Here is a 25294-nt window from a genome sequence, read left to right as displayed (position 1 = left end):
CTTCATATTAGGGTTCCTCCTAAGGTTTTGAGTTTGAGTGGTGTCTTACTCATATCTTACTGAGGAGCCCTATTTTTTTCAAAGCTGAAAAATAACGAACTACAGGAATGCTAACCTGCCCCTTTAGTTCATTAAGAAAAACCGAAATTAAATCATTTCGGTTCATCTTTTTTATAGACGGTTAAACTCTTTTCAAAACGGTACGACTTTTTATTAACAGTACAACTTTCTTTCAAATCCACACCAATAATGGGCATCAGTTAATCAATTATTTTTGAGTTCTGAAATTTCATCTTTGTATACTTCTTTAAATTTCCCAATATAGTTTTCCTTTTCTGTGTTCCATTTTTCATTTTTTTGATCTACCTCTGTAATTTCCTTAGTTACCTCTTCATATAACTTTTCTTGACTAATTGTAAATTCATAACCTGTAGGAACATAAGAACCCCAGTATTCATCAGCGTTCATCCCAAGTCCCTCCATTAAACTATTAAGCATTTCCTGAACTTGTTTATTATCTGGGTCTTCATCATTTGCATTTTCGAATTTAAACCTTTCTTCTTGTACTCTTGCTGTTACTTCCTCTTGTGAAGGAAATATGCTTAATTCTTTTGCTTTCTCTTTTATGGCAGTTTCCTCAATTATTTGTGCCAATGCAATTTCTTTAGCTTCGTCAGTAGTCATTGTGGGTTCATTGTTTTGATAGAATTTTATTAAAATTAAATATTGATTTTTATCTAGAATCTCATTAGTAAGATTCCTTTTCTCTTTTTCATCTTCTTTTAGACTCTTTATATATCTTCCTAGATCCTCAAAAACAGCACTTTCATCAGTAGCCCTCGTTGAATTAGAGTTAACAAGAAAAATACTAGTACCGATTATAGTTACAGTAATTGCAACAATTATTAAATTTCTAATGGATTTCATAATGCACCTCCGTATTTAAAATAACCAATTAATAACTATAGGATTTCTTCAAATAATGTACTGATGGGAAGTAGTTAGATCCTAATGTTACATTTGACGTATGATCTGTTCTAGATTTATTCTTTGTCAAAGTGTAATCAGTAGCATTTCTTTTACAAGTTGCTGATTGTCCACCAATGCCTATGTAGTCACAAGAGCTAGATAATGTACTGTGATGTTTTTGAGCCCCGTTATCATATAACTTTGTATATGCCCCAAATTTAACTGATAATGTACCGTCGGAAACTCTTATAGTAGTTTGTCTGTCTGAAAGCTTCCATTTCGTAGAAGAAAGAGAGGAATATTCTTCTTGGTAAGCAGCCTTCATAGTAAAACCACCAGCATATTGACCACCTCTAAGATACTTTTTCCATCCTTCAAGATTAATACTCTTATAAGATGCGGCTTCCACCTTAATACCCTCTACAAAAACCGTACCTGTGACTAAAACCATAAAAACAAGAAAAGCAGATAGCATTCTACCAAACGGCTTATTCATTTTCCAATTACCTCCTTAGTAATAAATTACTTTTTATCATAATATTTGTAATAAATAAGGATTATTTTGGAAACCACCCTGTTTTATTTAATCAACCTACATTTCTAATTAAGAAACATAAAAGACAAGACCGTTAAACGGTCTTGTCTTTATCGCTTTTTTCTTCATATTCGATATTGTGTTTTGTATCTTGTGGAGGTTGAACTTTTTTAATATCATCTTTTTTTCCCATAACCACGTCATCGTAAGGTGTATACATGTTAGAAGGCGTTTTCTTTTTGAATATCATTTTGTAAACTGTAAATCCAATAATGCCAACTACAATTAAAATAAATAAGCTAGATACCATACATATCCCCCCCCAATAAATAATTATATAAATTAACTTAACTATACAGTGGAAATTTTTTTCAGATAAGAATATTCATACCATATTATAACATATGTCAAGAGTGTCAATTTTACTCTATAGACTAATACCTATATTTCTATAGACAAGCATTATTATTTTACATTATCTACCTCAGAGAATTTAGAGTTTTTAGTGCTACAATTATCTAAGAGGTGGTAACATTGTTTATTTCTCCAATGCTATTGCAAAGTAAAGAGCAACCATTCGAAGATCAAGGCTTTATAACAGAATTGAAGCTTGATGGAATTCGTTTAATTCTCTCTAAGTTTGATAATCAGATAAAATTGTTTACTCGCCAAAAAAATAATGTCTCAATGAAATTTCCTGAATTGCTCCAATTAGATATCCCATCTGGAACTATACTGGACGGTGAAATTATCGTGACTGACCAACAAGGTAAGCCTAATTTTGAAGCAATGCTACAAAGATTTCAATCTAATAGATCGGAACATACAATACAATATTGCGTGTTTGACGTAATATATCATAATGGTCAAAAAGTAACTCATTTACCTCTCAGGAAAGAAAAGAGCTGCTTGAAGAAATAGTCGAGGATTCCAATTTAATATGTAAGGTTAAATGGATATATGGGAATGGTCCTGCTTATTTTGAGTTAGTAAAGCAACAAGGTCTTGAAGGGATCGTCCAGAAGAAAGCAAGTTCTAAATACCAGATCGGTAAACGATCACATGACTGGTTAAAGGTAATTAACTATCAATATACAAGTGTAGTAATTACCGGATTACGAAAAGATAAATTCGGTTTGCTTCTAGGGATTGAAGAAAACAATCGGATAAGGCCAGCAGGAATAATGGAGTTTGTGACTCCTGTTGCTAGGAAACAATTCTATAGCCAGTATCAAGATTTAGTTGTTGATGAAAATGAGAAGTTCATTTATTTAGATCCCAAGATTAAGTGCAAGGTGAAGTTTAGAAATTATACATCGACTGGACTATTACGAATACCTTCTTTTATAGAATATATATCCTAAAACGACTATCTAATCGCGATAGTCGCTTTTTTGTTATGGATAACTTCTTAATTTAATTTGAACAAGGGGTTTTTTCTCTTGATGTAGAGTGATAATAAAGTTGTTTAATTTCCCTCTAATAAACAAGAGCCTTACTACATTTGACATGTAATAAGGCTCTTAAAAGTTGTTTAAAATTGAAATAATCTTGAAGGATTTTTTAAAAAAAAGGATATTTAAGTTGTTTAATTCTTAAAGAACTAACGCCCCCGTTAGTTCATTAAGAAATTCAGTTTATAAGTCCTTTTAAATATGTTTTATGATATTTTTTTAAGAATCCCCAAACAATAATTAGAACCCCAAACACTACAAAGAACAAAATCGGCAGCTGAAAAATATCCATGTAATCTCCTAATGCCCATGAATTATTTGCTTCAATAACATTCTGGTAGGTATCCTTATATTCATATTGAACAATCCAATTATCCTTTGTACTCGCCACTGTTCCTAAATCATAATCATCGCTAACAATTCCTTCTTTATTAAAAATTTCATACGGATCTTCTATCATAAATGTTGCATACTGATATTCAATGGGGTAAGTGGTAGAAGGTTTTTGTGTTATATTAAATTCTTTCAACCAATCTTTTAATTGAGCGTTCTCTTCTGTGTTAAATATTGCAAGATAATTCAAATGATCCTTATGTTCGTCGAAAAGAGTTTGAATATCCTCTTTTTTGGAGTCAGAAATCACATCATCATCACCTACAATGGTTAACACATCGTTCATGATGATGCTTCTTTCTTCCTTGAAATTATATATTTCTAAGGAGGTATTTACAAAAATGATAGCTCCTAGCACAAGTGAAACCAATGAAAATAATAAGATATAACGAGCAAATCTCTTTTGTACACTAAAAAATTCTGATAATCCTTTAATCATGTGTTTTTTATCTCCAAAGTTTTCAATAGCCATTCTGCTCGCTTCTTCTTCTGATACTCCCTTTTCTTTTAACTCATGGGCAGCCTCTAATAAATGCGATTGCATTTCCTCTTTTAATTCCTGAATTTCTTCTTTATCTCCATCAACATTTCGGTAAACCGAATGAACGTATTCTTCAATTTGTTTCATTTTTTATCCCCTTTCCAATAAAACGGAAAAACAGATACCCTACAACATTTAATAAAGCAAAAGCAATAACCCAACCAGCATTCAATCGTCTATGATGATAAGCGTTAATGATTGCCCAAATTGCAAACAGTACCCAATAAATACATACACTTAGAAACAATGCAGTATATGCTGTTTCTACATAACCTTTTGATTCAACCATGACATCCCAATTTTCGTTACCTGTACCATCAGCACGATAAGTAATAAAGTGGTTAAATATTGGTTTTTCTCTAAAACTATATTCTGGTTCTTCGCTTACAGTAGTATAAAATGTCTCATTACCATAATTGGTAACCTCAACAGCACTAATGGTTACTCCTGTAATGTTTTCATTTTCTTGTACAATTTTTTGAATATCCGTTTTAGCTTGCTCGGTTATTGTATTACCTAAACTATCAAGGATTTGTGAACTAAATTGATAACTCTCATTTTGTTGATTCCTTTCAAGTGGAATAAGAATACCATATCCGATAAAACTAATTAAAAGGAATGTTAATGCTGTATAAAGTACCCATTTTGCAAATGTTCTTTGTGCTTTAAACAACTGACCAACAATAGAACGCATTTCTTTTTCTCCGCCGAAACGTTCAATGGAAATTTCAATTGCTTCTTGTTCAGACTTTCCTTCTAATTTCAACTCGTGAACAGCCTCTAATAAATGACCTTTCATTTCATCTTTTAATTCTTGTATTTCTTTTTTATTTCCGCCAACATTTTGATAAACCGAATCAACAAATGCTTCAATTTCTTTCATTTTTTCTCCCCCAATCCAAAAACGAATCAATCACATCTCTTACAAATTCCCATTCCAAACGCTTTTCTTTAAATCCTTCTTCACCCATTGATGTAAGTTTGTAATATTTTCTTCTTCCTCCTGGTCCTTTCTCATCCCCCCAGTAAGAAGAAATCCATTCATTCTTTTCTAATCTCTTTAAAGACAGATAAAGCGTACCCTCTTTTAATTCAAATTGGTCATCACTCTTTTCTCGAACAATTTTGGCTAATTCATAGCCGTACATATCCCTCTTATGTAAAAGAGAAAGGATGAGAGTGTCTATATGCCCTTTTAAGACTTCTTTATTAATTTCCAAATTATCCACCTCTTGGTATAAATATATTTTATATTACTATATAATGCAAGGTATTCATCAAAAAAACGGGTAGTTCTTAATGAACTATCCTGCCCCTTTAGTTGCATAAGACTTTATTGAGTTGACAAAGACTGAGACATAAAAAAAAGACGGTTTTACCGTCTAATAAATAGCTTTCTTAATAAAAAATTACCTAGAATTAATCCTGAATACTTAGCCATCTTAATCAAACATAAATGTTTTTTTTCGATAGCTTATTGAAAAGACTAACCCCATCGCTAACATATTACCAATTAATGAGCTTCCTCCATAACTTATAAAAGGTAAAGGTATTCCTGTTATGGGTACTAGGCCTATATTCATCCCGATATTCTCAAAAACATGGAAAAAAATCATGGAAGTAACACCGGTGCATATGTAAGATTCAAAACTATTTTTTACGTCCAGAGCTAACTTCACTATACTCGAAATAAGGAGAAAATAAATTGTTACTAAAATACTAGCTCCGAAGAAACCATATTTAGAAGAAATAACACTAAATATAAAATCCGTATGTGCTTCTGGAACATATATACCCTTTTCCAGATAACCATATACCCCTCCTGAACCAATGGCTAGTAATGCTTTGGTTAGATTATAGCCTTCACCTGATGCATAAGATTCTGGATCAATCCAAGCATAAATTCTTCCTAATTGATATGTTGCGAATCCCATTGATTGAAGCATTTCAGGGTTGAAAAAGACTAAGTATATAAGAATACTAGAAATTAAGGAAATGATAATAAAAATAACACTGATAATTTTCCATGATATTCCCGAAACAATAAAAATCCCTGTAAAAATACATATTAATACTAAAGACGTACCTAAATCTGGTTGTAGCATAATTAATAGTATAGGAAGAACTGTAGCAGCTCCCATCTTAATTAACAGTAACAAATCTGTTTTTAAAGTTTTATCTAAATATTTTTCATGATGTTTTTGTACTAAGAAACTTAAACAAATTATCAAAGATATTTTTGTGAATTCAGCTGGTTGTAGAGATCCGATTCCCGGAAGTTGAAACCAACTTTTGGCTCCATTTATTTCACGAGCTATTGATTCAGGTGCCAAAATTAACGCGATTAATAGAATTATGCTAAATGAGTAAATAAACCAATTCAAGCGAAAGATTTGTTCAGAATCTAAATACATAATTCCTGCAATTATTCCGATTCCTACAATATACCAGGTTATTTGTCTAAATAAAAAATTCCCTTCATATTGACCAAAATCTTGAGCATTTAATATAGCTATACAACTTGTTATAAATAGTAAAAGTAAAAGTGTAATTAGGTTGTAATCCAACTTTGAATTTTTCATTTTTTCCCCTTGTAAATATTTTCTTATATTGTAACTTAACTTAATTATACTAAAAACGTAATTTTTTTATATAAAAGCACTTTTATTGTTCATACATTCTAGGTATACAATTGAATAAAAGCATGAGGGATAACCAATAAAAAATATGTTATCTATTTTGTTATACGATTTTATTTACACATTATTTCACAAAAAGTAATTAAAAGTATACAAGTAATTCACTAGCAACCTTCCTTATTGAAGTAAAGCACCGGTTAGTTCTATAAGCATTAGAAACCCGTAAAGCCACCAAATACATTATTTGTTAGAAAAAATGTAATCTTGGCCATCCAATCAAAAAATAAGACAATCCCCATAATAACTGTTATATAGCCACCAAATTGAGTTATTTTGTGGTTATATTTTTTTATCCATCCTGATTTTCCTATAAAAAATGACATTGTTAAGAAAGGTATGGAAAACCCAAGAATATAAGCAATCATATATATTAAACCTTGTCCAGTCGATAAACCAAGGGTTACGATGGCACCTAATATGGGTCCAATGCAAGGAGTCCAACCAGCAGCATATCCTATCCCAATTAAAATAGAACCTATATAACCAGATGGGCGATTTTTAAAATTTATTTTTCTGTCCATCATCAAGAATTTAGGTTGAAAAACCCCAACAATCATTAAACCAAAAATAATTATCAATATAGCCCCTACTTGTCTAATTAAATCAATATATTCATAAAAGAGATCGTAAATAAAAGAAGTGGATAACCCTAATATTACAAAGATAATAGAAAAACCGATCAAAAAGAATAAGGTATGAAGCATTGGTTTGCGGTTTAATTTGTTATTATCTTCTTTTAATTCACTTATTGATAATCCTGTAATATAAGATAAAAACGCAGGGTACAAGGGTAAACAGCAAGGAGATATAAAAGATAGTATCCCTGCACCAAAAGGTAAAAGAATATTTAAGTCTCCCAATCTTATTTCCTCCAATTTCCGCTTCTTCATTCTGTATAACTTTACCATATATGCCTATACCCTTGTTGAACTATTCTGCCTTTAGCTCCATAAGAAAAAGAGCTGCCGAAGCAGCTCCCTTTTTGAATTAAAGCACCCGTGAGTTCATGAAGGAAATCCAGGTATGTCTAATCAGCCAAGATTTTCGGATAACTTCTTAATTATTTGTTTAGAATTAGATGCAAATTCCATAGATGCATCATAATACATTTTTCCGTCTTTAATCAGGGAGAAATCACCAATCTCGATTCTTAGCAGAGTACTATCGCCTTTATCTTTTAAGTGATAATTATATGCGACATCACCTTCATTCGGTTTTACTTCCCAATTTGAAACGTGCAAAGCGATTTTTAATTCTTTCTGCACAACTGCTCTAATGATTTTAGTGATTGACTGACCGCCATTAGGGAGATCCCAAATCACCTTACTTCCCTCGGTCATATCTTCATTAGGATAATTTTCTGGTAGTTCATCCCATTCTGCAACGTATTTGGGTTTAGTAAGCACTTCCCAGACTTTCTGAGAATTCGCCTCAATGAGTATCTCATCTCTTACAATTAGCTGTTCGGTCATTTGTAGAACTCCTTTCAAATGAATGACAACTCGTTATTTCTCCCAAAGCTCGATCAGTCGACCTTCAGGATCTTCAATCCAAATAAACTTTCCAAATTCACTAATCTCCTTTTTCTTTGCAAGAGGTACACCAATATGTTCAAGATGCTTAATAGTCTCGTTTAGATTATGTACTTCGAAATTTAACATCACTTGTTGTTCTGTTGGAAAATGACTGTCATTCTCGGTAAAGAAAGAAAAGATCGTTTCATTTCCTAATTGCGGTTTTATCACAGTCCCATTCCAATTTTCTATTTCAATCTTCAACACTTCACTGTACCACTTTTTTACAACTTCAAGATTCTTGGTTCTCCAAAATATTCCTCCGAAACCTTTTATCATCGTATCTAACTCCTGTCTGTCATCCAATTTTCATCTATCGATTACATTAGATATTCGAGATTTACATTTCAAGTTCCTTCTTCAACTATACTGCCCCTTTAGTCCATTACTATATTTCCCTAGGATGAAGGCAAATTCCTTGTTGTTGAACTAACGTGCTTACATTAGGGAAAAGGCGTTCCTGCTTATTACAGAAACGCACCCGTTATGTTTCCCCTTCATTCTTTCAATGAATGGGGAGGATACTTCTGTTGGATATGACGTATAAGTGCAGTGACAACTTGCGGACCGGATTCTACGAGTCTGCCTTGTTCAAATGCAGTGAAGTTATCACCGCCTGAAGCTAAATAATTACTCACCGCTACTTCATATTCGTTGTTTGGCTGAATCTTTTGACCATTCTTGTCTTTCAGCACAACAACCTTGCTGCCAATTGGAGCTTTGGCTTCCCAATCATACGTTAAGCCAACCGTTTGTAACCTATTTTCATATTCCTTCGTCCACTGCTGTTCTAAAGCAAGTTTTATCTGCTCTCCTGTTAAAATTAACTTACTGACACTATGACCCATAGGCACGTTTGTATAAAGGTCTTCTACCGTGATCTTCCCTTTTTTTAAGCTTTTCCGCATTTCGCCTTGATGGACAAAAGCAATTTCTACCCCCATGGCTTCGCGCTCAGATTCTGCAATCATTTTCGCTAATGGGGATTCACCGTATGCATCTTGATTTCGTCTGATTTCTTCCGGCATTTCCCCTATTACCTGACTAAATTTGCTCCCTAATCTTTTTCTATATTTATTTAAAAGAGCAACCGTTTCTTCATCCGGTTTTATATGTTGATGTGAAGTGGCAATGATCTTTGCTTGTTTCTTAACAATAATTTTAGAATGCGGGTCAATTTCAAGATTTACTTGAGAAAAGGCATTCCCATTAGAATAAGCTTGAACGATCAGTTTACCGGCTGCAACGGTATTGGCATATTCATGGCTGTGACCCGCAAAAATGACATCTACCTCATCATCGATTCTTGGAGCCATATCCACTAAAGCTCCAGTGGAATTTGCTCCTGCCTTTTCTGATTTAGCTGAATTATGTGCCAGTACAACAATCACTTTGATCCCTTTATCCTTTAAAATCTTTACGGTTCGGTTAATAGCTGAAACTTCATCCGTAATTTCTACTTCTTTTCGATTTTCAGGGGACACAAACATGTTGGTCTCTTTTGTGACCACACCGATAAAACCAATATCAATTCCGTCCATTTGTTTAATAACATACGGTGGTAACAAGGGAAGGCCCGACTTTCTGTCGATGATATTTGCAGAACTGTAAGCAGTATTGGCACCTTGAAAATACCCTGTTTTTTTATTGAATCCTCCATGAATAAGACGTTTCATTTCATTTACGCCTTCGTCCAATTCATGATTTCCAGGTGTCCCGACATCAAAGTGCAGGAGGTTTAAAAATTCAATCGTGGGTTCGTCTTGAAATTGAGAAGAGATCGGAGGGCTTCCTCCTACCATATCACCAGCATGAACAAGTAATGTATTTGGGTTTTCTTGTTTATATTTTTTTAAATAGGCAGCCAAGTATTCAGCACCGCCTGCCATGGTTCCTGAAACCAATTGATATTTGTTTAGTTGGCCGTGAAAATCATTAACGCCTAATAATTGTAGTTGAATGTAGCGGTTGGATGTGGAATGATTCGTTGTGGGATGATTGGATGAGAAAGCAGTGATTTTATAAGATACGAAAATGATGATAAATACCAAGATGAACAAAGAAGTTATGGCCTGAAATTTTGACAACTTCGGATCCCTCCCTCTAGATGTAAATTAAGAATAACTCTAGAATTTTATATCCGTATAAAGGGACCGTGATTTTTTGTTATGTTTTATATAATAATTATTAAATTAACCCCGTACATGCATATCTTTTAAAAGAAATATGTTAGGATTTTGAGCAGCAACAGTGTTATTTAGAAAGGCTCCCATTTCCTTTCCATTATTTGTTCTAAAAGATTAAAGAATAAATTTGAGGGATATATGGAGTTAGAAAATATGCATGAGAAAAATATACTAGCTCATTTTGTTGATGAAGGAAATGTTGTTCTTGAACCAGGGGGTACTCAACCATCAAAAGCACATTTTATTCATGATAGCCACTATAAGATAGATTCCGTCCATGATTTTCCGAAGATACCAAATCAAGATTGGACTGTTCAATATCCAGCATTTAAAAATAAGCAGAATCACCGCATCCAAAATTTCCTTACAAAAATCCAGCAAAGTAAAAATACATTATTCATCAGATAAGAGTGGTCAACGGCGAACTATGAAGATATTATCGAATTACAATCCATTTTATCAACTTACAACGGGTAAGTTTACCCTGTTGATTATGCAGCCAGTAGATGGTGGTTTACAGGAGTTAAAGACATGAACTGGCCCCATGATGGGATTTTTACCGGAAAGCACAAGACCTCTGTATGGATGTTTAAAAAATTGGCCCATAGCACAATAATATAGGCAACGTATGTCTTTCTTTATTCCGCCAAAGGAGGAGTATCCATTTGAAGATTTCTTCAATATCGTTCAAAGAACCTCCCGTTTATCATGAATTCCCTCCCCTCTATGAAGGTTTAGGGCTGCCTGAGTTATCTTCATTCATTCAGCAGCAATTTGAATTTGCATATACCTTGGGGAAAGCCGAAAGAACGGGGCTTGCTAGCATCCGCTTTTATAAACGCCAGGGGGATTTCGAAGTACATATACCTGATAAGATGCCAGGAGTGGGTCCAATAAAGCTTCGGGAACTAAAGGGGTTGTTACTGGAGAAAGCCAAAACAGCATTCATCGAAAATATTGAATCCGAACCAAAAAAAAGAAAGGTCTACTACGCCGAATTTCGCCGCCCTGGGAAAGATGCTGATTAAGTATGCTTTCCGACAAACTGGAGCCTGTTTTAGGAAAATCATTGTTTTCTTGTTGAATTTGTTTTTATAAAAAGGGGTCGTACATTAACTTCCCCTAAAAAAAGGTTGCCGCAGCAACCTCCCTTGTTTTAATAATCCTCCTTATTTTCATTATCCAAATCATCATCAAGAAAAGACTTTTTATCTTCTTTCATTCCATACTTTTTTTCAAGAAATTGACCAATATTTGAATGGTTAATTCCTCTTCTCACTGCTGTTTCAATAACTATATAGAGAATGAATACCCCAACAATATAAAATATTATAGCCTTCACTAAAAATCCTCCTAACAACAACTCATTCCCCCCTTTATTTTACCAAAAAAAACCTTATTGGAGTGCCCGATTGTTGCATAAAAAAAAGGAGCTGCTGATCTGCTCCTTGAAATGAAATAACAGCCTAACCTCCTGTATAAACACTTTCACATGTTCCAGGTTTTGGTTCATAATAACAATGATTTTTAAATTGACCCGCAAAAGGTTGATCGTACCATGTCGGAGGGCATGGAGCATATGGATTAAAATACCAAAGCGCATATTTCCCTGGGTGTTGCCTCCAATAATCCAAATTCTGTTTTGCTAATCTTTTTTCAGCAGTTCTCGCTCTTTGATAAAATACATTCCCTTTTTGAACAGCTTCAAAAGAATAATTTCCTCCTTGTACATGAAAAATGACTTGTGGAATTGTTCTTAACTCTTTAAAGTCTAAACAATTTGCCTTAAGACGATTAACAATTACATTTCCAACATACAACATACCTTGCAGTCCTTCACCTTCGGCTTCAGCTCTCATCATCCTTGCCATTAAATCAACGTCTGAACTTCGATAACTTACTCTCGGCATTTTTTCACCCCAAATATATCGTATGAAAAACAGCCTGCACTAATGTCATTATTTATGAAAATGACACTCTCCTTCAGTAGAGGCTGTTATTAACTCGTTTAGTAACACCGAGAAAATGGGTGTCTTAATGGAATGAAATCAAGATCCTATATGCTAGTCAGAGAAGGATTTTTTTTGCACACAAGGTTTCCGATGGAATCTAAATAACAAATTCCCCCCAACAAAGTGTCGGGGGTTTTTCTTTTGAATAAGGAAACATAAAATTTTTCGATTGACTTTATGTAAAAAATAAAATAAAATTCTAAGTACTTCTTTTAAACTACTCTAACTTGAGTACTTTAAATTGAGTAATATACTTTAAAACAAAAGGATGGATTCAACATATGAAATTTACTGCATTCTTAAAAACAAGAGGTGCAACAGCGGCAATCTTTATGGGGATTTTCTATGCAGTTGCCATGCTAGGCATCTTCTTGCCTGGGTATACAGCCATTCCAGGAAATGTCGATAAATTACCTATCGCCATCATCAATGATGATGCTGGTAAAAATGGTGCAATGATCGCCGAAAATTTACAAGAAAATTTACCCTTTAAAGAAATCGAGACGGATATAACAAATAAACAAGCCTTAAAAGATTTGGAGCTCAATGATTTAGCATTAGTCGTACACATCCCAAAAACCTTCTCTGAAAATATTCAAAAAGGTGAAGCGTCATCAAGCATCGACTTTACAATCAATGAGGCAGGCGCAACAGTCGTTTCTTCTACCATGAATTCTGTCGTAACTGAAATTAATAGTCAGTTAAGCACACAATTCTCGCAACAAACAGCTCAGGGCGTATTGATGAACTTTAATGTACCAGAAAAGCAAGCTGCTGAATTAGCGGAAAAGATTGAGAAATCCTATGTAGGAAATGTCGTTACAATCAACGAAATACCTGATGGCATGAATCATAATATGCTGCCGATGTTCTTAACAATGGCCGGTTATGTAGGGGCAATGATCGGGGCCATGCAATTAGTAGGTGCATTTAGAGCCAGCCGGGGAAAAGCAAGCAAAACACGTTTATTCACTTATGTGCAAATGGCTGCATTATTGATTGCCGTGGTTTCATCAATCATCGCTGTAGGTGTAGCCTATTTAATTGACAAGCCGAGCGGTGACCTATTCTTTGGTATAGTAGGTCAACAAATACTGAACTATATGGTATGTTTTAATTTCACCGCGATTTTAATCTTCTTATTTGGTGAAGGCGGCATGATTTTAAACTTACCGATTTTATTAATGCAAACAATAGCGAATGGTGCCACCATCACACGTGATATGATGCACGCACCATATGAATGGATGAGCCACATTTCACCGATGTATTACTCGGTGCAAGCTTACTTTGCAAACCTATTTGGCAGCATCAGTCCAAGTCCGTATATTTGGTCAATGGCTGCGGTAGGTGCCATTGCGATGTTAATTAATATGGCTATTGTCGCGTTTTTGCACAAACCGATGCCAGTACAGGTTTCTGAAACAGAAGTTGAAAAGAAAGCGGCAGAAATCACAGCTTAGGTTTTGCTACAATAAGGAGATAATACTTCTTAAAGGAGCGTAGAAAATGTCTATTCAAATTTTTATATTGAGCAAGCTGATGGAGGATAAAAATTATCCTTATAAATTAAAAAAGCAGCTTTCAGAACCCATTCCATTGGATCGCCTGGGCGGATTAACGGAAAGTAAACTGTACTACCATTTTGAATCATTGGTGAAACAAGGTTTAGTCGAGCCAGTTGAAGTGATAAAAGAAGAACATCGGCCTGATAAACAGGTATTTGCGATTACGGATAAGGGTCGCGAAGAACTACCCAAAAAAATCTATAAATTATTTGAAAATGCGGATGAAATCAAGGATATGATTGTTGGTTTAGCCAACATCAAGTATGTGGACCGGGATAAAGTAGTCGATATATTAGAAAGAAAAGTAAAGTCCATCAAGGCTATTTGGGAGCAGCTTGGGAATTTCGAGCCAGAACCTAAAGGCAACGAGAATATTCGTGAATTTTTGGCTGGTTATTTTTCGACCAGAACAGATCACACAATATCTTGGTTTGAAGAGTTAATCAAAAGGATTAAGACAAAGGAATTGTGAGTTTACTTGTAGGCAAATTCGAGTTGTTTTCAGAAATCCGCTCCCTTTCCGCCAACTGTCTGCCAAGCCGCATCAAAGCAAGCGTCTGTGGGGTCTCGGCTAGCCAGTTTTTCGGCAGGAGTGTCGCATATTTCTTCCATCCAATGACTGTTTCTTCCCAAATGCACAGAAGCCCAATCGCATAACCAAAAATAAAAGCTATGTGAAATCTTATATTCACATAGCTTTTCTGCAGACAAATTCCAGCTGATTTCAGAATCCCGCTCCCTTTCCGCCGACTATCTGCCAAGCCGCATCAAAGCAAGCGTCTGTGGGGTCTCGGCTAGCCAGTTTTTCGGCAGGAGTGTCGTAAATTTCTTCCATCCAATGAGGGCTTCTTCTCTATAAAAAGCAGGATTATTGTTTTTCAGGTATAAAATATGGGAACGTCCGATTTGGACGTTCCCGTTCTTATTCCATTAAAGCTCCCTATAATGGAATAACTGTAAAGCTAATGTAGCATTTTTAAAAGCTGCGTTTCTCTGGCCAAGCTCCTTGCATTTTACTAAGGAATACAATTTGCCCAATATGATATGCGTCGTGCATGGCTAAACTCTTCAGTTCAAGCACTAATGAATTATCTTCTCCCGGGACCTGTCTATACAAATCTTCATGTTCTGATTTTGCTAGTATTTTTCCAAGTTCACGATGAACATAAAAGTATTCTTGTTTTGTTTCTTTCCAATTTTCTAACGTCTCATTTGGTAAACGAAATGTAGATTCATTATTTTCTGCCTGTGGTTCATTCTCTGTTTCACCAAGAAACCGCATCAGAAATCTCTTTTCATAGAAAAGTAAATGACAAACTAATTCCCAAATGGAATTCATTGCCCCATCAGCTGGTTTCCAAATTGCCTGTTCAAAAGTAATATCCTCTAGCACTTTCTCAAGTGGTGGAAACCAGTCTTCTTCATCTAAGCAGCTTGCCCATTGTTGTAACAAAAGGGTCTTTACATCCATTCTCCATTCCCTCCCATTTAATCCCTTTAATAGATAATCCCTTTGGTCAACATTCATTTTCGACGTGTTTTAGATAACTAACCAAGGTGTCATGCCAATTCATTGTTCAATTAAACTGGCCCTTTAACGGAACAATGAACGTTCTGTCATTTGGAAAATTCTGATAATATAAGTTTATCATAAGTTGTGTTGACTGAGAAAGAACAACTGACCATTTTGGGAATCGTTTTATATGTTTGATGGCGATTTTACCAATTTCAGGGTATTGGAAGAGACTTCGATTTTAGGCACGAGACTCCTGCGAGAGAAGCGTGTACAGGGGAGACCCCACAGGCGCATAGGCGCCGAGGGCGGACCGCCCTCGGAAAGCGAGTGCCTGGAGCGTAGATCTAGTTTTAGAGCATGAACTTTTTGAACGTATCATCCACTTAGTCCATACCAAAAGTTTTCCCATATATTCTGAATTCTAGGTTCCATATTCTCTTTACCATAATAAGAAAATTCCATGAATATCCCATCAATCAAACAGAAATAGGACATGATTAAGTTCTCGACTTTCCCCTGGCGTATTTCTTTTTTGTCGATTCCTTCGACAAAGATAGCATGTAAGATAGCGGAAAATGATTCTTCAGATCTAAGGAAACTTTCATTTAAAATGTGCTTCAAATGCTCCGGCGGGAAGATCATTGCCCTCTTTAAAAATGTTGCTTTATCTTCATGGTTTTTATAATAGTTACAAGTATCAAGAAGGATGTGTTTTAACTTTTCTTCAGAAGAGAGGGTATTTATCTCTTCGACAAATTGTTCGACCTGGTGTATATGCTCTTCCAGGATTTCTTCAAACAGACACAAGAAAAGGTCATCCTTATTTTTGAAATGGTTATAGATTGAGGGTTTTTGTATACCTACCCTCTTGGCAATTTCCGATAAAGCAGTTCCCTCATATCCGTACTTGGTAAAAAGAGTCAAGGAAATGTTTTTAATTTCATTTTTTGTCATAATGAGCCTCCAAACTATCCAACATCAGTTAATTTCATTATAAACTCATTTCCTTTTTCAAACTAAATATTTAACACCTGGAACATGGTTCTTTCTCTAAAAAATAAGAATTAGAATATGCTTGTTAAAGAGGTTTCTTCGCTTTTATACACAACTTTCCCATCGTTTATTGTAAGTTCCACTTTAGTTTTGAGCACTTCACTTTCTGGAATATCAAATAGATTTCTGTCTAAAACCACAAGGTCAGCAAGTTTCCCCTCTTCTATTGTACCTAGCTCGTGCTCCCTGAAACATCCATAGGCTGAGCCATATGTATATGCTTGCAATGCCTCTGCCAAAGTGAGTTTTTGTTCAGGGTGCCATGTGTTTTGTGAATCTCCGCTACTATCCACTCTAGTAATCGCAGTATATATTTGCCGCATTGGATTTAATGAGATGGAAACCGGAAAGTCTGTTCCTAAAGCTAAAGATGCACCTGTATTTAATAGCGACTTCGTCAGGAACACATTTTTTTCCCTTTCAGGACCTATTATTGAAGAATATACCTCTCTTGATGAAGCAGCCATGTGATCAGGCTGCTTCGAGGCAATGACCCCCAGTTTTGAAAAACGTTCAATGTCATCCGAATCGATTACTTCAATATGCTCGATTGTATGCCTTGAGTCTCTTTTTCCATTCTTGCGTACAGCTTCTTCAAAAGCGTCTAAAGCTAAACGAATTGCCGCATCTCCAATAGCGTGAAACCTGATTCTAAATCCAAGTTCATCCGCTTTAACAACTCGATCAATCAATACTTCTGGATCTAGAGCTGGATGACCGCAAATATCCACTTGATCGGAGTAAGGTTTCAGGAAGTAAGCGGTATGACCCGTGACTGTTCCATCAACGAATTGTTTTAATCCTGAGAATTGTAGTTTCTTTGATTCATATTTATTTCTCAGTATTTGGGCTTTGTCCAAATTGCCATCCAATTCAGGAGTGATATGAAATCTAGTCGATAATTCTCCTTGCTTATCCAATTTCTCAAAAAGATCATAGTCTTGAAGGAAGTCATCTATTGGCGCAAACAAATCGTTTACAGAAGTAATTCCATATTGCGATAACAATCGTAAAAACTCTTTTAATATCGTTTCTTTTTTATTTTGTGTTAACCGTAATGCCTCTTTTAAAACGATTTGCTGGGCATCTTCATATAAAATCCCAGTAAGTAAACCATTCTTATCTCTTTCATAGCGACCAAAATCCGGATCACGTATTTCCTCAGTAACCCCTGCTAATTCCATGGCCTTACTGTTTACCCATGTATAATGACCTTCAGCATGAAAAAGAACGACAGGACGATCTGGAATGACAGCGTCAAGAATTTTATAATGGGGCTCTTGTTTATCATGCCAATAACCTGCGTCCCATTGCATGCCGATAATCCATTCTTCCCCAGGACATTCTTTAGAAAATTCCAGTACTTTTGCAGCCACTTCTTGAGCTGACCTGGCTTCAAATAAATTAATACTAGTTAAACTTAGTGCACTAAACATAATGTGGAGATGAAAATCATGAAATCCAGGCATAATCAATTGATTTCCATAGTTAAATACTTTTGTCCCACTTCCTATAAAAGGTTCAATCTCTGTTTTTGATCCTACACTCAGAATTTTGTCACCTAAGATAGCTATTGCCCCAGACATTGGCTCATGTGTAAGCCCTGTGAAAATAGCATCGCTGGAAAGTACAATATCCGCTTTTTTAATAGTCATGAAGTTTACCTCTTTTCATTCAAAATAATAAAACAGTAAATGATCATTGCACTAGTTTTACATCGAATTCTTCTTTTTGCTCTGCAAAATTCAGTTCAGGAGGACGTTCCTTAAACATTTTTGTTAAGTACAATAAGTAAATGAACCCTACTGTCATCCAAGTGATTCCTAATGCTAATGAATGGATATCCAACTTTGTCATAAACCATATAGTTATGCCGGTGCCTATTAAGGGAAGAAGAACATATAAAATGATACTTTTAGGAGCTCTCTGCTTCTGTCTCACAAAATAATGGAAAAGCACAGCAAGATTAACGAAGGTAAAAGCAAACAGTGCTCCAAAATTAATGAAAGAAGTAGCCGTTGCGATATCCAAAAATACGGCGCTCATTGCAATACAAGCAATGATCAAGATATTGAATATGGGAGTTTGAAATTTTGGGGAAACATATCCAAAAATCCGCTTAGGCAGAACATTATCTCTCCCCATTGCATACAAAATCCGGGCTCCGCTGCCTCCTGAAGCTATCGCAGAGGCAGTGGCGGATGTCACTACGACAGAAATGAACAAACTATTCAGAAAATTACCCCCGGTATAAATCATGATATCGACTATAGCTGTATCAGGGTTCTTAAAAGCATTGAAATTCGGGAAAATCGATTGTGCAAAATAGGTAGCTGCAACAAATAATAACCCTCCAATCAATGTCGTAGCATAAATAGCTTTAGGAAGTGTTTTTTTCGGATTTTTGGTTTCTTCTGCAAGTGTAGTAACCGCATCAAACCCAAGAAAACTAAAACATAATAAAGGTACAATCGAAAACAGATTATTAATATTCACGTCTGGACTAAAAAAAGGATCCTTAGAAAACAACTCTCCGGTGCCTTTTCCTGCTAAAAGTCCATTTATGCAAAGCAGGCTGAAGATCATGATAAAAAGAAATTGAAATATCACCAAAAAGGTATTCACATTTGCAGCGACCTTAATCCCAAAAATATTAATCGCTGTCACAGCAATGATAAAGGAAATGATAACGGCAACGATAGGAATACCAGGGAAGTAAGCATTCACCATAATCCCAAAAAGTAAAGCGCTGATCATAGGACTGAAAAGATAATCCAATAAAATCACCCATCCTACCAGAAAACCAAGGTGTGAGTTAATTCCTTTCTGCACAAAGGTATAAGCTGAACCGGTAGTGGGATATACCTGAACCATTTTTGCGTAACTATATGAAGTGAATAGCATGACAATTAACGCGATTATGTATGCTGTCGGAATCATTCCATGGGTACGGTCAATAGCGATGCCATATGTGCTAAAGACTGTCACAGGCGCCATAAAGGAAAGTCCAAATACAATTACATATCTTGTATTCAGTGAACGCTTAAGCTCGGGTAATCCTTTCATCGCAAAGAGGTGCCTCCTTTATTAAATAAATGGCTGTTTTTAAGTTAAAGTGATTTTAATTATCTTCTTTCGCACCTAATGCTGCCAGGCTGGCAAATTCATGTACAAGTGTTGCCGCTAAAAGTGAAGTGATTTGACTTGGATCATATGAAGGCAGCACTTCAACCACGTCATATCCTATAAAGTTAAATTCAGTTAGGGATCGTATCATTTTTAATGTATCATAGCTGCTAAACCCACCTATTTCAGGTGTACCTGTTCCCGGGGCAAAAGAAGGATCAACGAAATCTATATCAAATGTCAAGAAACAAGGGGTGTTACCAATCGTTTTTCTAATCTCTTTCAAAACATCTTCAAATCCACGATTGGAAAGTTCACCAGTTGTAATCAGGCGATAGCCTAAATCGAGGCTTGCCTGTAAATCTCCAGAGTGGTTTAGCGTGCCGCGGATTCCTATTTGAAACACTTTATCTGCCTGCAGCAAACCTTCTTCGTGGGCACGAATGAAAGGAGATCCATGCCAATATTTTTCCTCATAATATGTATCCCAGGTATCTGTATGGGAATCAAAGTGAATCATGGCTACAGGCCCATATACCTTTGCCGCAGCTCGTAAACTAGCTAAAGTAACCGAATGGTCTCCTCCTAATCCAATCGGTATGACCCCTTTGGACATCAATTCATGAATGGATTCCTTCATTAGCTCATAGCTTCGATGAATATTATGGGGAATAACAGGGATATCGCCAATATCAATGGCATTCATTTGTTCAAAAGGATATACATTATGAATCGGATGATAGGGAAACAGGGTCATGGATGATTGGCGAATGGCTTGAGGAGCAAACCTGGCTCCTACCCGAAAAGAAGCAGCTGTATCAAAAGGCATACCTACAATTGCCAGCTTTGCATCATGCTTTTGAGAAGGTAAACGCATAAAAGTTCCTGTTGTACAAAACTCTGGCTTTACATCTGGTGTAAGTGGATATTTCATAAGTATCATCTCCTGGTTTTAATAAAAGTCTTTTCATATGAATTTACGAACACAATGTGTAATCGCTTACAAACCATGATTCATTGGATTACTTTTTATGTCTAACACCTACTTTTTCGCACCATATTAACTAACGGTAGTTAGTATTAAACCAAATATAAACATAGTTGTTAAAAAAGTCAAACTATTTTTTAAATTCTATTTGTCTATTTCATAATCCTAAAAAAACGTTCCAGGTGATCTCAGAAATCCGCTCCCCTTCCGCCGACTGTCTGCCAAGCCACATCAAAGCAAGCGTCTGTACGGTCTCGACTAGCCAGTATTTCGGGGAGTGCGGCAATTTTCTTCCATCCATTAAGGATTACTGTAAAAAACCATGAAGGATCATCTAGTCTTAAACTTGGTTCTGATGAGCCGGCATACGGCTTTTGCTTAAATTACATTTCAGTTGATTCCAGAAACCCGCTCCCTTTCCGCCGACTGTCTGCCAAGCCTCCTCGACGTAAACGTCTCCGGGGTCTCAGCTAGCTAGCCAGTTACTCGGCAGGAGTGTTGCAAATTTCTTCCAGCCAATTAGGGGCTTAAAAAAAACAGTAAACCATTAAGGATAATCTAGTTCAGTTGATTTCCACTACAGGCACTCGCTTTCCGCGGGCGGTCCGGGAGCCTCCTCGGCGCCTTGCGCCTGCGGGGTCTCCCCTCGACACGCTTTTCCCGCAGGAGTCTCGCGCCTTCCGTTCCAATCAACTTTGAAATTTTAGGTAAAACCCCTTTTGTCGACAAAGTGAGAGCTGCATTAGCAGTTCCTTTATTGAAGTAAAAGCACCCATTAGTTCATTAAGGAAAGCATGCTTTATTAAAGAATTGCGCCCTTATGGAATGACACCTGAGCTTCTAATAGAATTTTACACTAGTTTCTTAATAGATAGACCCGCCTTAGTTACGTTGATCATTTTTCTGAACTTTGGCGATTATTAGTAATATCAATGGCAGCAGAAACCCGAATGTCATGGCATAAAACGGCCAGATTTCTGTAATGAATTTATTATAATGGACAATATTCGGTGTCATCATCAGAGTAAAGGCAATCAATAGGATACCAAACGGAAAAACCAGAGGACGATAATCTTGCAATTTTAACGTTTGGGCCGTACCTAAAACGGTCACATAAAAAAACAAACTAAATCTAATAAAAATTGTGATGAACCATATTATGGCCATTATTGCTTCCAGCCGCGTCAAGAAATCAGCGATATTTATTTTCTTTGCCAACATATAGATTGGATAATTTTGTCTTATCGTTGACTCGGAACCAAGTACAAGAATGGCTAACATGGTTATAATGATCAAAACACTTCCAGCCAACAATTGACCGACAAAAAGGCTTTTTCTTATTCTATCTTTTTGACTTACGAACGGGAGGATCATTAGAATCGCAACCGGTTCAATAAACGGAAAAACAATAAATGGTATAGAACCCCGTATAACCTGTTTCATTCCCCCCTCCCATACGGGTTGCAGGTTTTGAAATTTAATCTCGGGAAGCAGAAGAATTATCAAGGTTGATATAAGTAATAAAACATAGGGGAAAAATATTTCCGCGCTTCGGGCCAAAGGTTCCAAACCAAGACGCGCGGCCATGAGGACGATACTCATAAAAAGAATCATGATCACTTGAATTGGAGTATCAGGCATAATATGACTTATCATAAAATCCCCAATTTCACTCAAATAAGTCGCTGTGGTTATAAAAAAGTAGCTTATAAAAAGAAGAGAAATAGCCATTCCCAGCCACTTCCCCAGAATTTTTTGGCTGTATTCCACTAATGTTAAATCAGGATAGCATTTCCTTAAGGCCTCATATATCAAAACAATCAATAACGGTGCTATTGCCACGCTTATCATGCCCGAAATCCAAGCATCTTGTTCAGCTTCGGAAGCGACAACGGAGGGAATGACTAAAATAGAATCTCCAAGCGTATATAGAATCACTAATATCATCAGTTGACGGCTTCCGATTTTACCCTTCTCGAGCATTTTCATAAATTCCTTTCACGACAAAACGGTAAGTTATAGACAAAACGCAGAAATTCTGATTCCATAACCATTATTGACAGAAGAAGACTATACAAACCCTGTTGAGTACAAGTTATTTTTACTCCCGTTGATAGGGCATCTTAGAGTTTCGATTCAATTTCTAATAATTTAAGGAGTATCGCCCCATGAGAAAAAGAGCTGCATAAGCAGCCCAAATGTAGACAAACAATATAGTTTTCCTCAGTTTTTTATTTGGGTCTATAAAAACTCGAATGTCGATTTCCACTACAGGCACTCGCTTTCCGCGGGCGGTCCAGGAGCTCCTCGGCGCCTTGCGCCTGCGGGGTCTCCCCTTGACGCGCTTTTCCCGCAGAAGTCTCGCACACCCGCTCCAATCAACTTTGTTTTGAAATTTAGATAAACCCCTTTTGTCTACAAACTCAAGCGCTGCCAAAGCAGCTCCCTTATTGAAGTACAGTCCCTAATTAAAGTAATAATTATTATTTTAACGTCATTTTATTTTATTGATTAAACAACTACAATTAGCCTAACGTCCCCTCAAACAATAACCGAAGTTTAACCATCATTTTCCCTGTTTCTTTTTCCTTCAAAATATATCGATGCCGCAAGAATAATGATTGCAATTGATACAATGCCAGATAACCAAGATAAGTCCATATCCGAGATATACGTAACCAAATTAATTATAGGAAGCATGAATATGAAAATTAGTAATAAAACATCCTTTTTGTTTTGTTTCCGTTTTTCAAAGAACAATCCCAGTATTTTTTCAACCATTCTAAACACCTCCTTAATTTTCCCACAATTAAAACCGCATCTAAACCGTCACTCTTTATCGTGAGCTCAAACTGGTTCGCGACGTAAAGCAGTTTTTTCTGCATCCTCATTTCCTTTACATTTCAAATTTCATGAGTATGAGCAGCCTTTAGATGTTCAAAATAAGATAAGGGCGGATCACTGATCATCAAGGTAAATAATAAAAAACAAAAAATATATTGAAATATCAATTTAATTTAGTTATAATACTTTACGGTCTTAGTATTACTGTTTATATAATTTTTAGAAAATTTAATAATTTTCTAAAATAGCAAATTTTGGTCGGAGGGTTTATTTTGTCTAATAAGGTTCCATCTTCATTTATAGTAGTGATTGGGTTCATGTTATTTGCCCTTTTCTTCGGTGCAGGGAATTTAATTTTCCCGCCAATGCTTGGTCAATCGGCAGGTATGAATATCTGGTCGGCTAATGCAGGGTTTTTGGTCACAGGAGTAGGATTACCGTTACTTGGTGTGCTGGCACTCGGTTTTTCTGGAAAAGATGATTTACAATCATTAGCGAGCCGTGTCCATCCAGTCTTTGGTATTGTATTCACAACCATTCTTTATTTAGCCATTGGTCCATTATTCGCCATGCCTAGAACAGGAAACGTTTCTTTTGAGATCGGTGTAAAACCTTTTTTGCCTGAAGATCCAGGTCCATTGCCTTTACTTATTTTCACCATCATCTTTTTTACAGTTTCATGCCTTCTTTCGCTCAATCCCGCGAAAATTGTCGAAATTGTGGGGAAAGTTTTGACACCCATCAAGTTGACGTTCATTGGAATCCTGGTGGTAGTCGCTTTCGTTAATCCAATTGGAGATTTTGAAGCACCTGCCGAGCACTATATGGTTCAACCATTTTTCAATGGGTTCAGAGAAGGATATTTAACCATGGATACTCTTGCATCTTTTGTTTTTGGCATCATCATCATTAATGCCATCAAAGAAAAAGGTGCCAAAACAAAAAAACAAATCATGATCGTTTGTGGAAAAGCGACTGCCATTGCGGCCGTTATCCTTGCCACCATTTATACAGCTCTCTCTTATATGGGTGCTTCAAGCGTTGGGGAACTTGGACGCTTGGATAATGGAGGCATTATCTTGGCGAAAGTCTCGGATTACTACTTTGGATCATATGGCGGGCTATTATTGGGATTAATGATCACAGTAGCTTGTATAACGACGAGCGTAGGACTCATTACCTCTTGCTCGACGTACTTCCATAAGCTATTTCCAAGTCTGCCTTACAAAACGATTGCCATAAGTTTATCCATATTCAGTGCAATCATTGCCAATATTGGACTAACCCAGTTAATTGCCATTTCAGTACCGGTTATGACAGCCATTTATCCATTAGCCATTGTTTTGATCTTCCTAACATTTCTTCATTCCTTATTTAAGGGAAGACCTGAGGTTTATCAAGGCAGCTTACTTTTAACATTCATCGTCAGTCTATTTGATGGATTAAATGGAGCAGGTGTACACATTACATTCATCAATGATTTCTTCACTGCAATACTTCCTATGTATGAAGCTGGGCTTGGGTGGATCGTCCCTGCCATTGTTGGAGGATTCATTGGGTATGCGAGCAGCGTCTTAAAGTCGAAATTCGGTCATAATCACCAAATAGATTAAATGATATAAGTCCAGACATATAAACTGTAGACGAACTCGAAGATAAGCGAGTGATCTGACCCAATAAAGTTAGACATATAATTTAAGCAGCTTCTAAGACCTGAGTTCGGTATTCTATCGGACTCAGGTCTTTTAATTTTACCTTCATTCGTTTGTGGTTATAGTAATGAATATAATCATCTAATTCCTTTTCAAAAATATAATCATCTAATTCCTTTTCAAA

At 36.0% G+C, this 25294-nt stretch carries 27 protein-coding genes and 1 pseudogene; 6 read left to right on the top strand and 22 right to left on the bottom strand.

What is annotated here, in order from left to right; genetic code table 11:
- Positions 1-264: 264 nt before the first annotated feature.
- The 3 genes from AC1DIV_RS26750 to AC1DIV_RS26740 form a co-directional block, all read right to left on the bottom strand.
- Entirely contained in the window at positions 265-927 is a 663-nt protein-coding gene (locus tag AC1DIV_RS26750) for a hypothetical protein (protein ID WP_340877751.1), read from the bottom strand.
- Between the two features lie 28 nt (positions 928-955).
- Positions 956-1465, bottom strand: coding sequence for a hypothetical protein (locus tag AC1DIV_RS26745; RefSeq protein WP_252296648.1), 510 nt, complete (start codon positions 1463-1465; stop codon positions 956-958).
- A 133-nt stretch (positions 1466-1598) separates the two neighbouring features.
- Positions 1599-1814: a DUF3951 domain-containing protein gene (locus AC1DIV_RS26740; RefSeq protein ID WP_340877752.1), complete on the bottom strand. Its 216-nt coding sequence runs from the start codon at positions 1812-1814 to the stop codon at positions 1599-1601.
- Positions 1815-2107: 293 nt separating this feature from the next.
- Between AC1DIV_RS26740 and AC1DIV_RS26735 the strand changes: the two are divergent.
- Positions 2108-2868 (top strand): annotated as a pseudogene (locus tag AC1DIV_RS26735) (ATP-dependent DNA ligase).
- A 268-nt stretch (positions 2869-3136) separates the two neighbouring features.
- On the opposite strand, the gene AC1DIV_RS26730 reads toward AC1DIV_RS26735, so the two are convergent.
- From AC1DIV_RS26730 to AC1DIV_RS26695, 8 genes are all read right to left on the bottom strand, one after another.
- Positions 3137-3979 carry a permease prefix domain 1-containing protein gene (locus AC1DIV_RS26730; protein WP_106028698.1) on the bottom strand — a complete coding sequence of 281 codons (843 nt, stop codon included), beginning with the start codon at positions 3977-3979 and terminating at the stop codon, positions 3137-3139.
- Positions 3966-4775 carry a permease prefix domain 1-containing protein gene (locus AC1DIV_RS26725; protein WP_063574951.1) on the bottom strand — a complete coding sequence of 270 codons (810 nt, stop codon included), beginning with the start codon at positions 4773-4775 and terminating at the stop codon, positions 3966-3968. The genes AC1DIV_RS26730 and AC1DIV_RS26725 overlap by 14 nt, the downstream gene beginning before the upstream one ends.
- Complete coding sequence (locus AC1DIV_RS26720; RefSeq protein WP_098865994.1) at positions 4762-5112, bottom strand: PadR family transcriptional regulator; 351 nt, start codon at positions 5110-5112, stop codon at positions 4762-4764. The genes AC1DIV_RS26725 and AC1DIV_RS26720 overlap by 14 nt, the downstream gene beginning before the upstream one ends.
- A gap of 222 nt (positions 5113-5334) precedes the next feature.
- A complete protein-coding gene (locus AC1DIV_RS26715; RefSeq protein ID WP_048680411.1) occupies positions 5335-6474 on the bottom strand; it encodes an FtsW/RodA/SpoVE family cell cycle protein in 1140 nt (379 codons plus the stop codon).
- A 269-nt stretch (positions 6475-6743) separates the two neighbouring features.
- Complete coding sequence (locus AC1DIV_RS26710) at positions 6744-7451, bottom strand: cytochrome c biogenesis CcdA family protein (RefSeq protein WP_340877753.1); 708 nt, start codon at positions 7449-7451, stop codon at positions 6744-6746.
- Positions 7452-7622: 171 nt separating this feature from the next.
- Positions 7623-8063 (bottom strand): SRPBCC domain-containing protein, encoded by a 441-nt coding sequence (locus AC1DIV_RS26705; RefSeq protein ID WP_340877754.1) that lies wholly within the window; start codon positions 8061-8063, stop codon positions 7623-7625.
- A gap of 33 nt (positions 8064-8096) precedes the next feature.
- Positions 8097-8444: a VOC family protein gene (locus AC1DIV_RS26700; protein ID WP_063596040.1), complete on the bottom strand. Its 348-nt coding sequence runs from the start codon at positions 8442-8444 to the stop codon at positions 8097-8099.
- Between the two features lie 218 nt (positions 8445-8662).
- Complete coding sequence (locus AC1DIV_RS26695; RefSeq protein ID WP_340877755.1) at positions 8663-10252, bottom strand: bifunctional metallophosphatase/5'-nucleotidase; 1590 nt, start codon at positions 10250-10252, stop codon at positions 8663-8665.
- 195 nt (positions 10253-10447) lie between these two features.
- Here AC1DIV_RS26695 and AC1DIV_RS26690 point away from each other — a divergent pair, with 195 nt between their 5' ends.
- Both AC1DIV_RS26690 and AC1DIV_RS26685 read left to right on the top strand, forming a co-directional pair.
- Positions 10448-10759 carry a DUF1796 family putative cysteine peptidase gene (locus AC1DIV_RS26690; RefSeq protein ID WP_477577751.1) on the top strand — a complete coding sequence of 104 codons (312 nt, stop codon included), beginning with the start codon at positions 10448-10450 and terminating at the stop codon, positions 10757-10759.
- A 257-nt stretch (positions 10760-11016) separates the two neighbouring features.
- Complete coding sequence (locus AC1DIV_RS26685) at positions 11017-11379, top strand: hypothetical protein (RefSeq protein ID WP_340877756.1); 363 nt, start codon at positions 11017-11019, stop codon at positions 11377-11379.
- A gap of 128 nt (positions 11380-11507) precedes the next feature.
- Here the strand turns inward: AC1DIV_RS26685 and AC1DIV_RS26680 are convergent, their stop codons facing one another.
- Positions 11508-11693, bottom strand: coding sequence for a hypothetical protein (locus AC1DIV_RS26680; protein WP_340877757.1), 186 nt, complete (start codon positions 11691-11693; stop codon positions 11508-11510).
- Between the two features lie 124 nt (positions 11694-11817).
- Entirely contained in the window at positions 11818-12261 is a 444-nt protein-coding gene (locus AC1DIV_RS26675) for a cell wall hydrolase (protein ID WP_034310870.1), read from the bottom strand.
- A gap of 383 nt (positions 12262-12644) precedes the next feature.
- On the opposite strand from AC1DIV_RS26675, the gene AC1DIV_RS26670 reads away from it, so the two are divergent.
- Together AC1DIV_RS26670 and AC1DIV_RS26665 are read left to right on the top strand one after the other, a co-directional pair.
- Positions 12645-13826, top strand: a complete 1182-nt coding sequence (locus tag AC1DIV_RS26670; protein WP_340877759.1) for a YhgE/Pip domain-containing protein — start codon at positions 12645-12647, stop codon at positions 13824-13826.
- Positions 13827-13872: 46 nt separating this feature from the next.
- Positions 13873-14403 (top strand): PadR family transcriptional regulator, encoded by a 531-nt coding sequence (locus tag AC1DIV_RS26665; RefSeq protein ID WP_340877760.1) that lies wholly within the window; start codon positions 13873-13875, stop codon positions 14401-14403.
- Here the strand turns inward: AC1DIV_RS26665 and AC1DIV_RS26660 are convergent.
- The 8 genes from AC1DIV_RS26660 to AC1DIV_RS26625 form a co-directional block, all read right to left on the bottom strand.
- Complete coding sequence (locus AC1DIV_RS26660) at positions 14384-14623, bottom strand: hypothetical protein (protein ID WP_340877761.1); 240 nt, start codon at positions 14621-14623, stop codon at positions 14384-14386. The genes AC1DIV_RS26665 and AC1DIV_RS26660 overlap by 20 nt on opposite strands.
- Positions 14624-14907: 284 nt before the next feature.
- The gene (locus AC1DIV_RS26655) at positions 14908-15402 is read right to left on the bottom strand and encodes a DinB family protein (RefSeq protein ID WP_323598528.1); all 495 of its coding nucleotides are present in this window, start codon (positions 15400-15402) and stop codon (positions 14908-14910) included.
- A 420-nt stretch (positions 15403-15822) separates the two neighbouring features.
- On the bottom strand, positions 15823-16401 hold the full coding sequence (locus AC1DIV_RS26650; RefSeq protein ID WP_048680032.1) for a TetR/AcrR family transcriptional regulator: 579 nt from the start codon (positions 16399-16401) through the stop codon (positions 15823-15825).
- Between the two features lie 110 nt (positions 16402-16511).
- Positions 16512-18155 (bottom strand): amidohydrolase, encoded by a 1644-nt coding sequence (locus tag AC1DIV_RS26645; RefSeq protein ID WP_340877762.1) that lies wholly within the window; start codon positions 18153-18155, stop codon positions 16512-16514.
- A 43-nt stretch (positions 18156-18198) separates the two neighbouring features.
- Positions 18199-19566, bottom strand: a complete 1368-nt coding sequence (locus AC1DIV_RS26640; RefSeq protein WP_340877763.1) for an APC family permease — start codon at positions 19564-19566, stop codon at positions 18199-18201.
- Between the two features lie 55 nt (positions 19567-19621).
- Complete coding sequence (gene speB / locus AC1DIV_RS26635) at positions 19622-20560, bottom strand: agmatinase (RefSeq protein ID WP_048680023.1); 939 nt, start codon at positions 20558-20560, stop codon at positions 19622-19624.
- A 936-nt stretch (positions 20561-21496) separates the two neighbouring features.
- Positions 21497-22597: a GerAB/ArcD/ProY family transporter gene (locus AC1DIV_RS26630; RefSeq protein WP_477577747.1), complete on the bottom strand. Its 1101-nt coding sequence runs from the start codon at positions 22595-22597 to the stop codon at positions 21497-21499.
- A gap of 576 nt (positions 22598-23173) precedes the next feature.
- Positions 23174-23395 carry a hypothetical protein gene (locus AC1DIV_RS26625; protein ID WP_340877766.1) on the bottom strand — a complete coding sequence of 74 codons (222 nt, stop codon included), beginning with the start codon at positions 23393-23395 and terminating at the stop codon, positions 23174-23176.
- A 335-nt stretch (positions 23396-23730) separates the two neighbouring features.
- Here AC1DIV_RS26625 and brnQ point away from each other — a divergent pair, with 335 nt between their 5' ends.
- Positions 23731-25071: a branched-chain amino acid transport system II carrier protein gene (gene brnQ / locus AC1DIV_RS26620; RefSeq protein WP_340877768.1), complete on the top strand. Its 1341-nt coding sequence runs from the start codon at positions 23731-23733 to the stop codon at positions 25069-25071.
- 82 nt (positions 25072-25153) lie between these two features.
- On the opposite strand, the gene AC1DIV_RS26615 is transcribed toward brnQ, so the two are convergent.
- Positions 25154-25294: IS3 family transposase (locus tag AC1DIV_RS26615; RefSeq protein WP_477577749.1), on the bottom strand; the 141-nt coding region annotated here is incomplete at its 5' end.

It is taken from the genome of Peribacillus sp. 05N428 (assembly GCF_056397085.1).
Note: the sequence above shows the minus strand (reverse complement) of the source record. Positions and strands in the feature narration are given on the sequence as shown.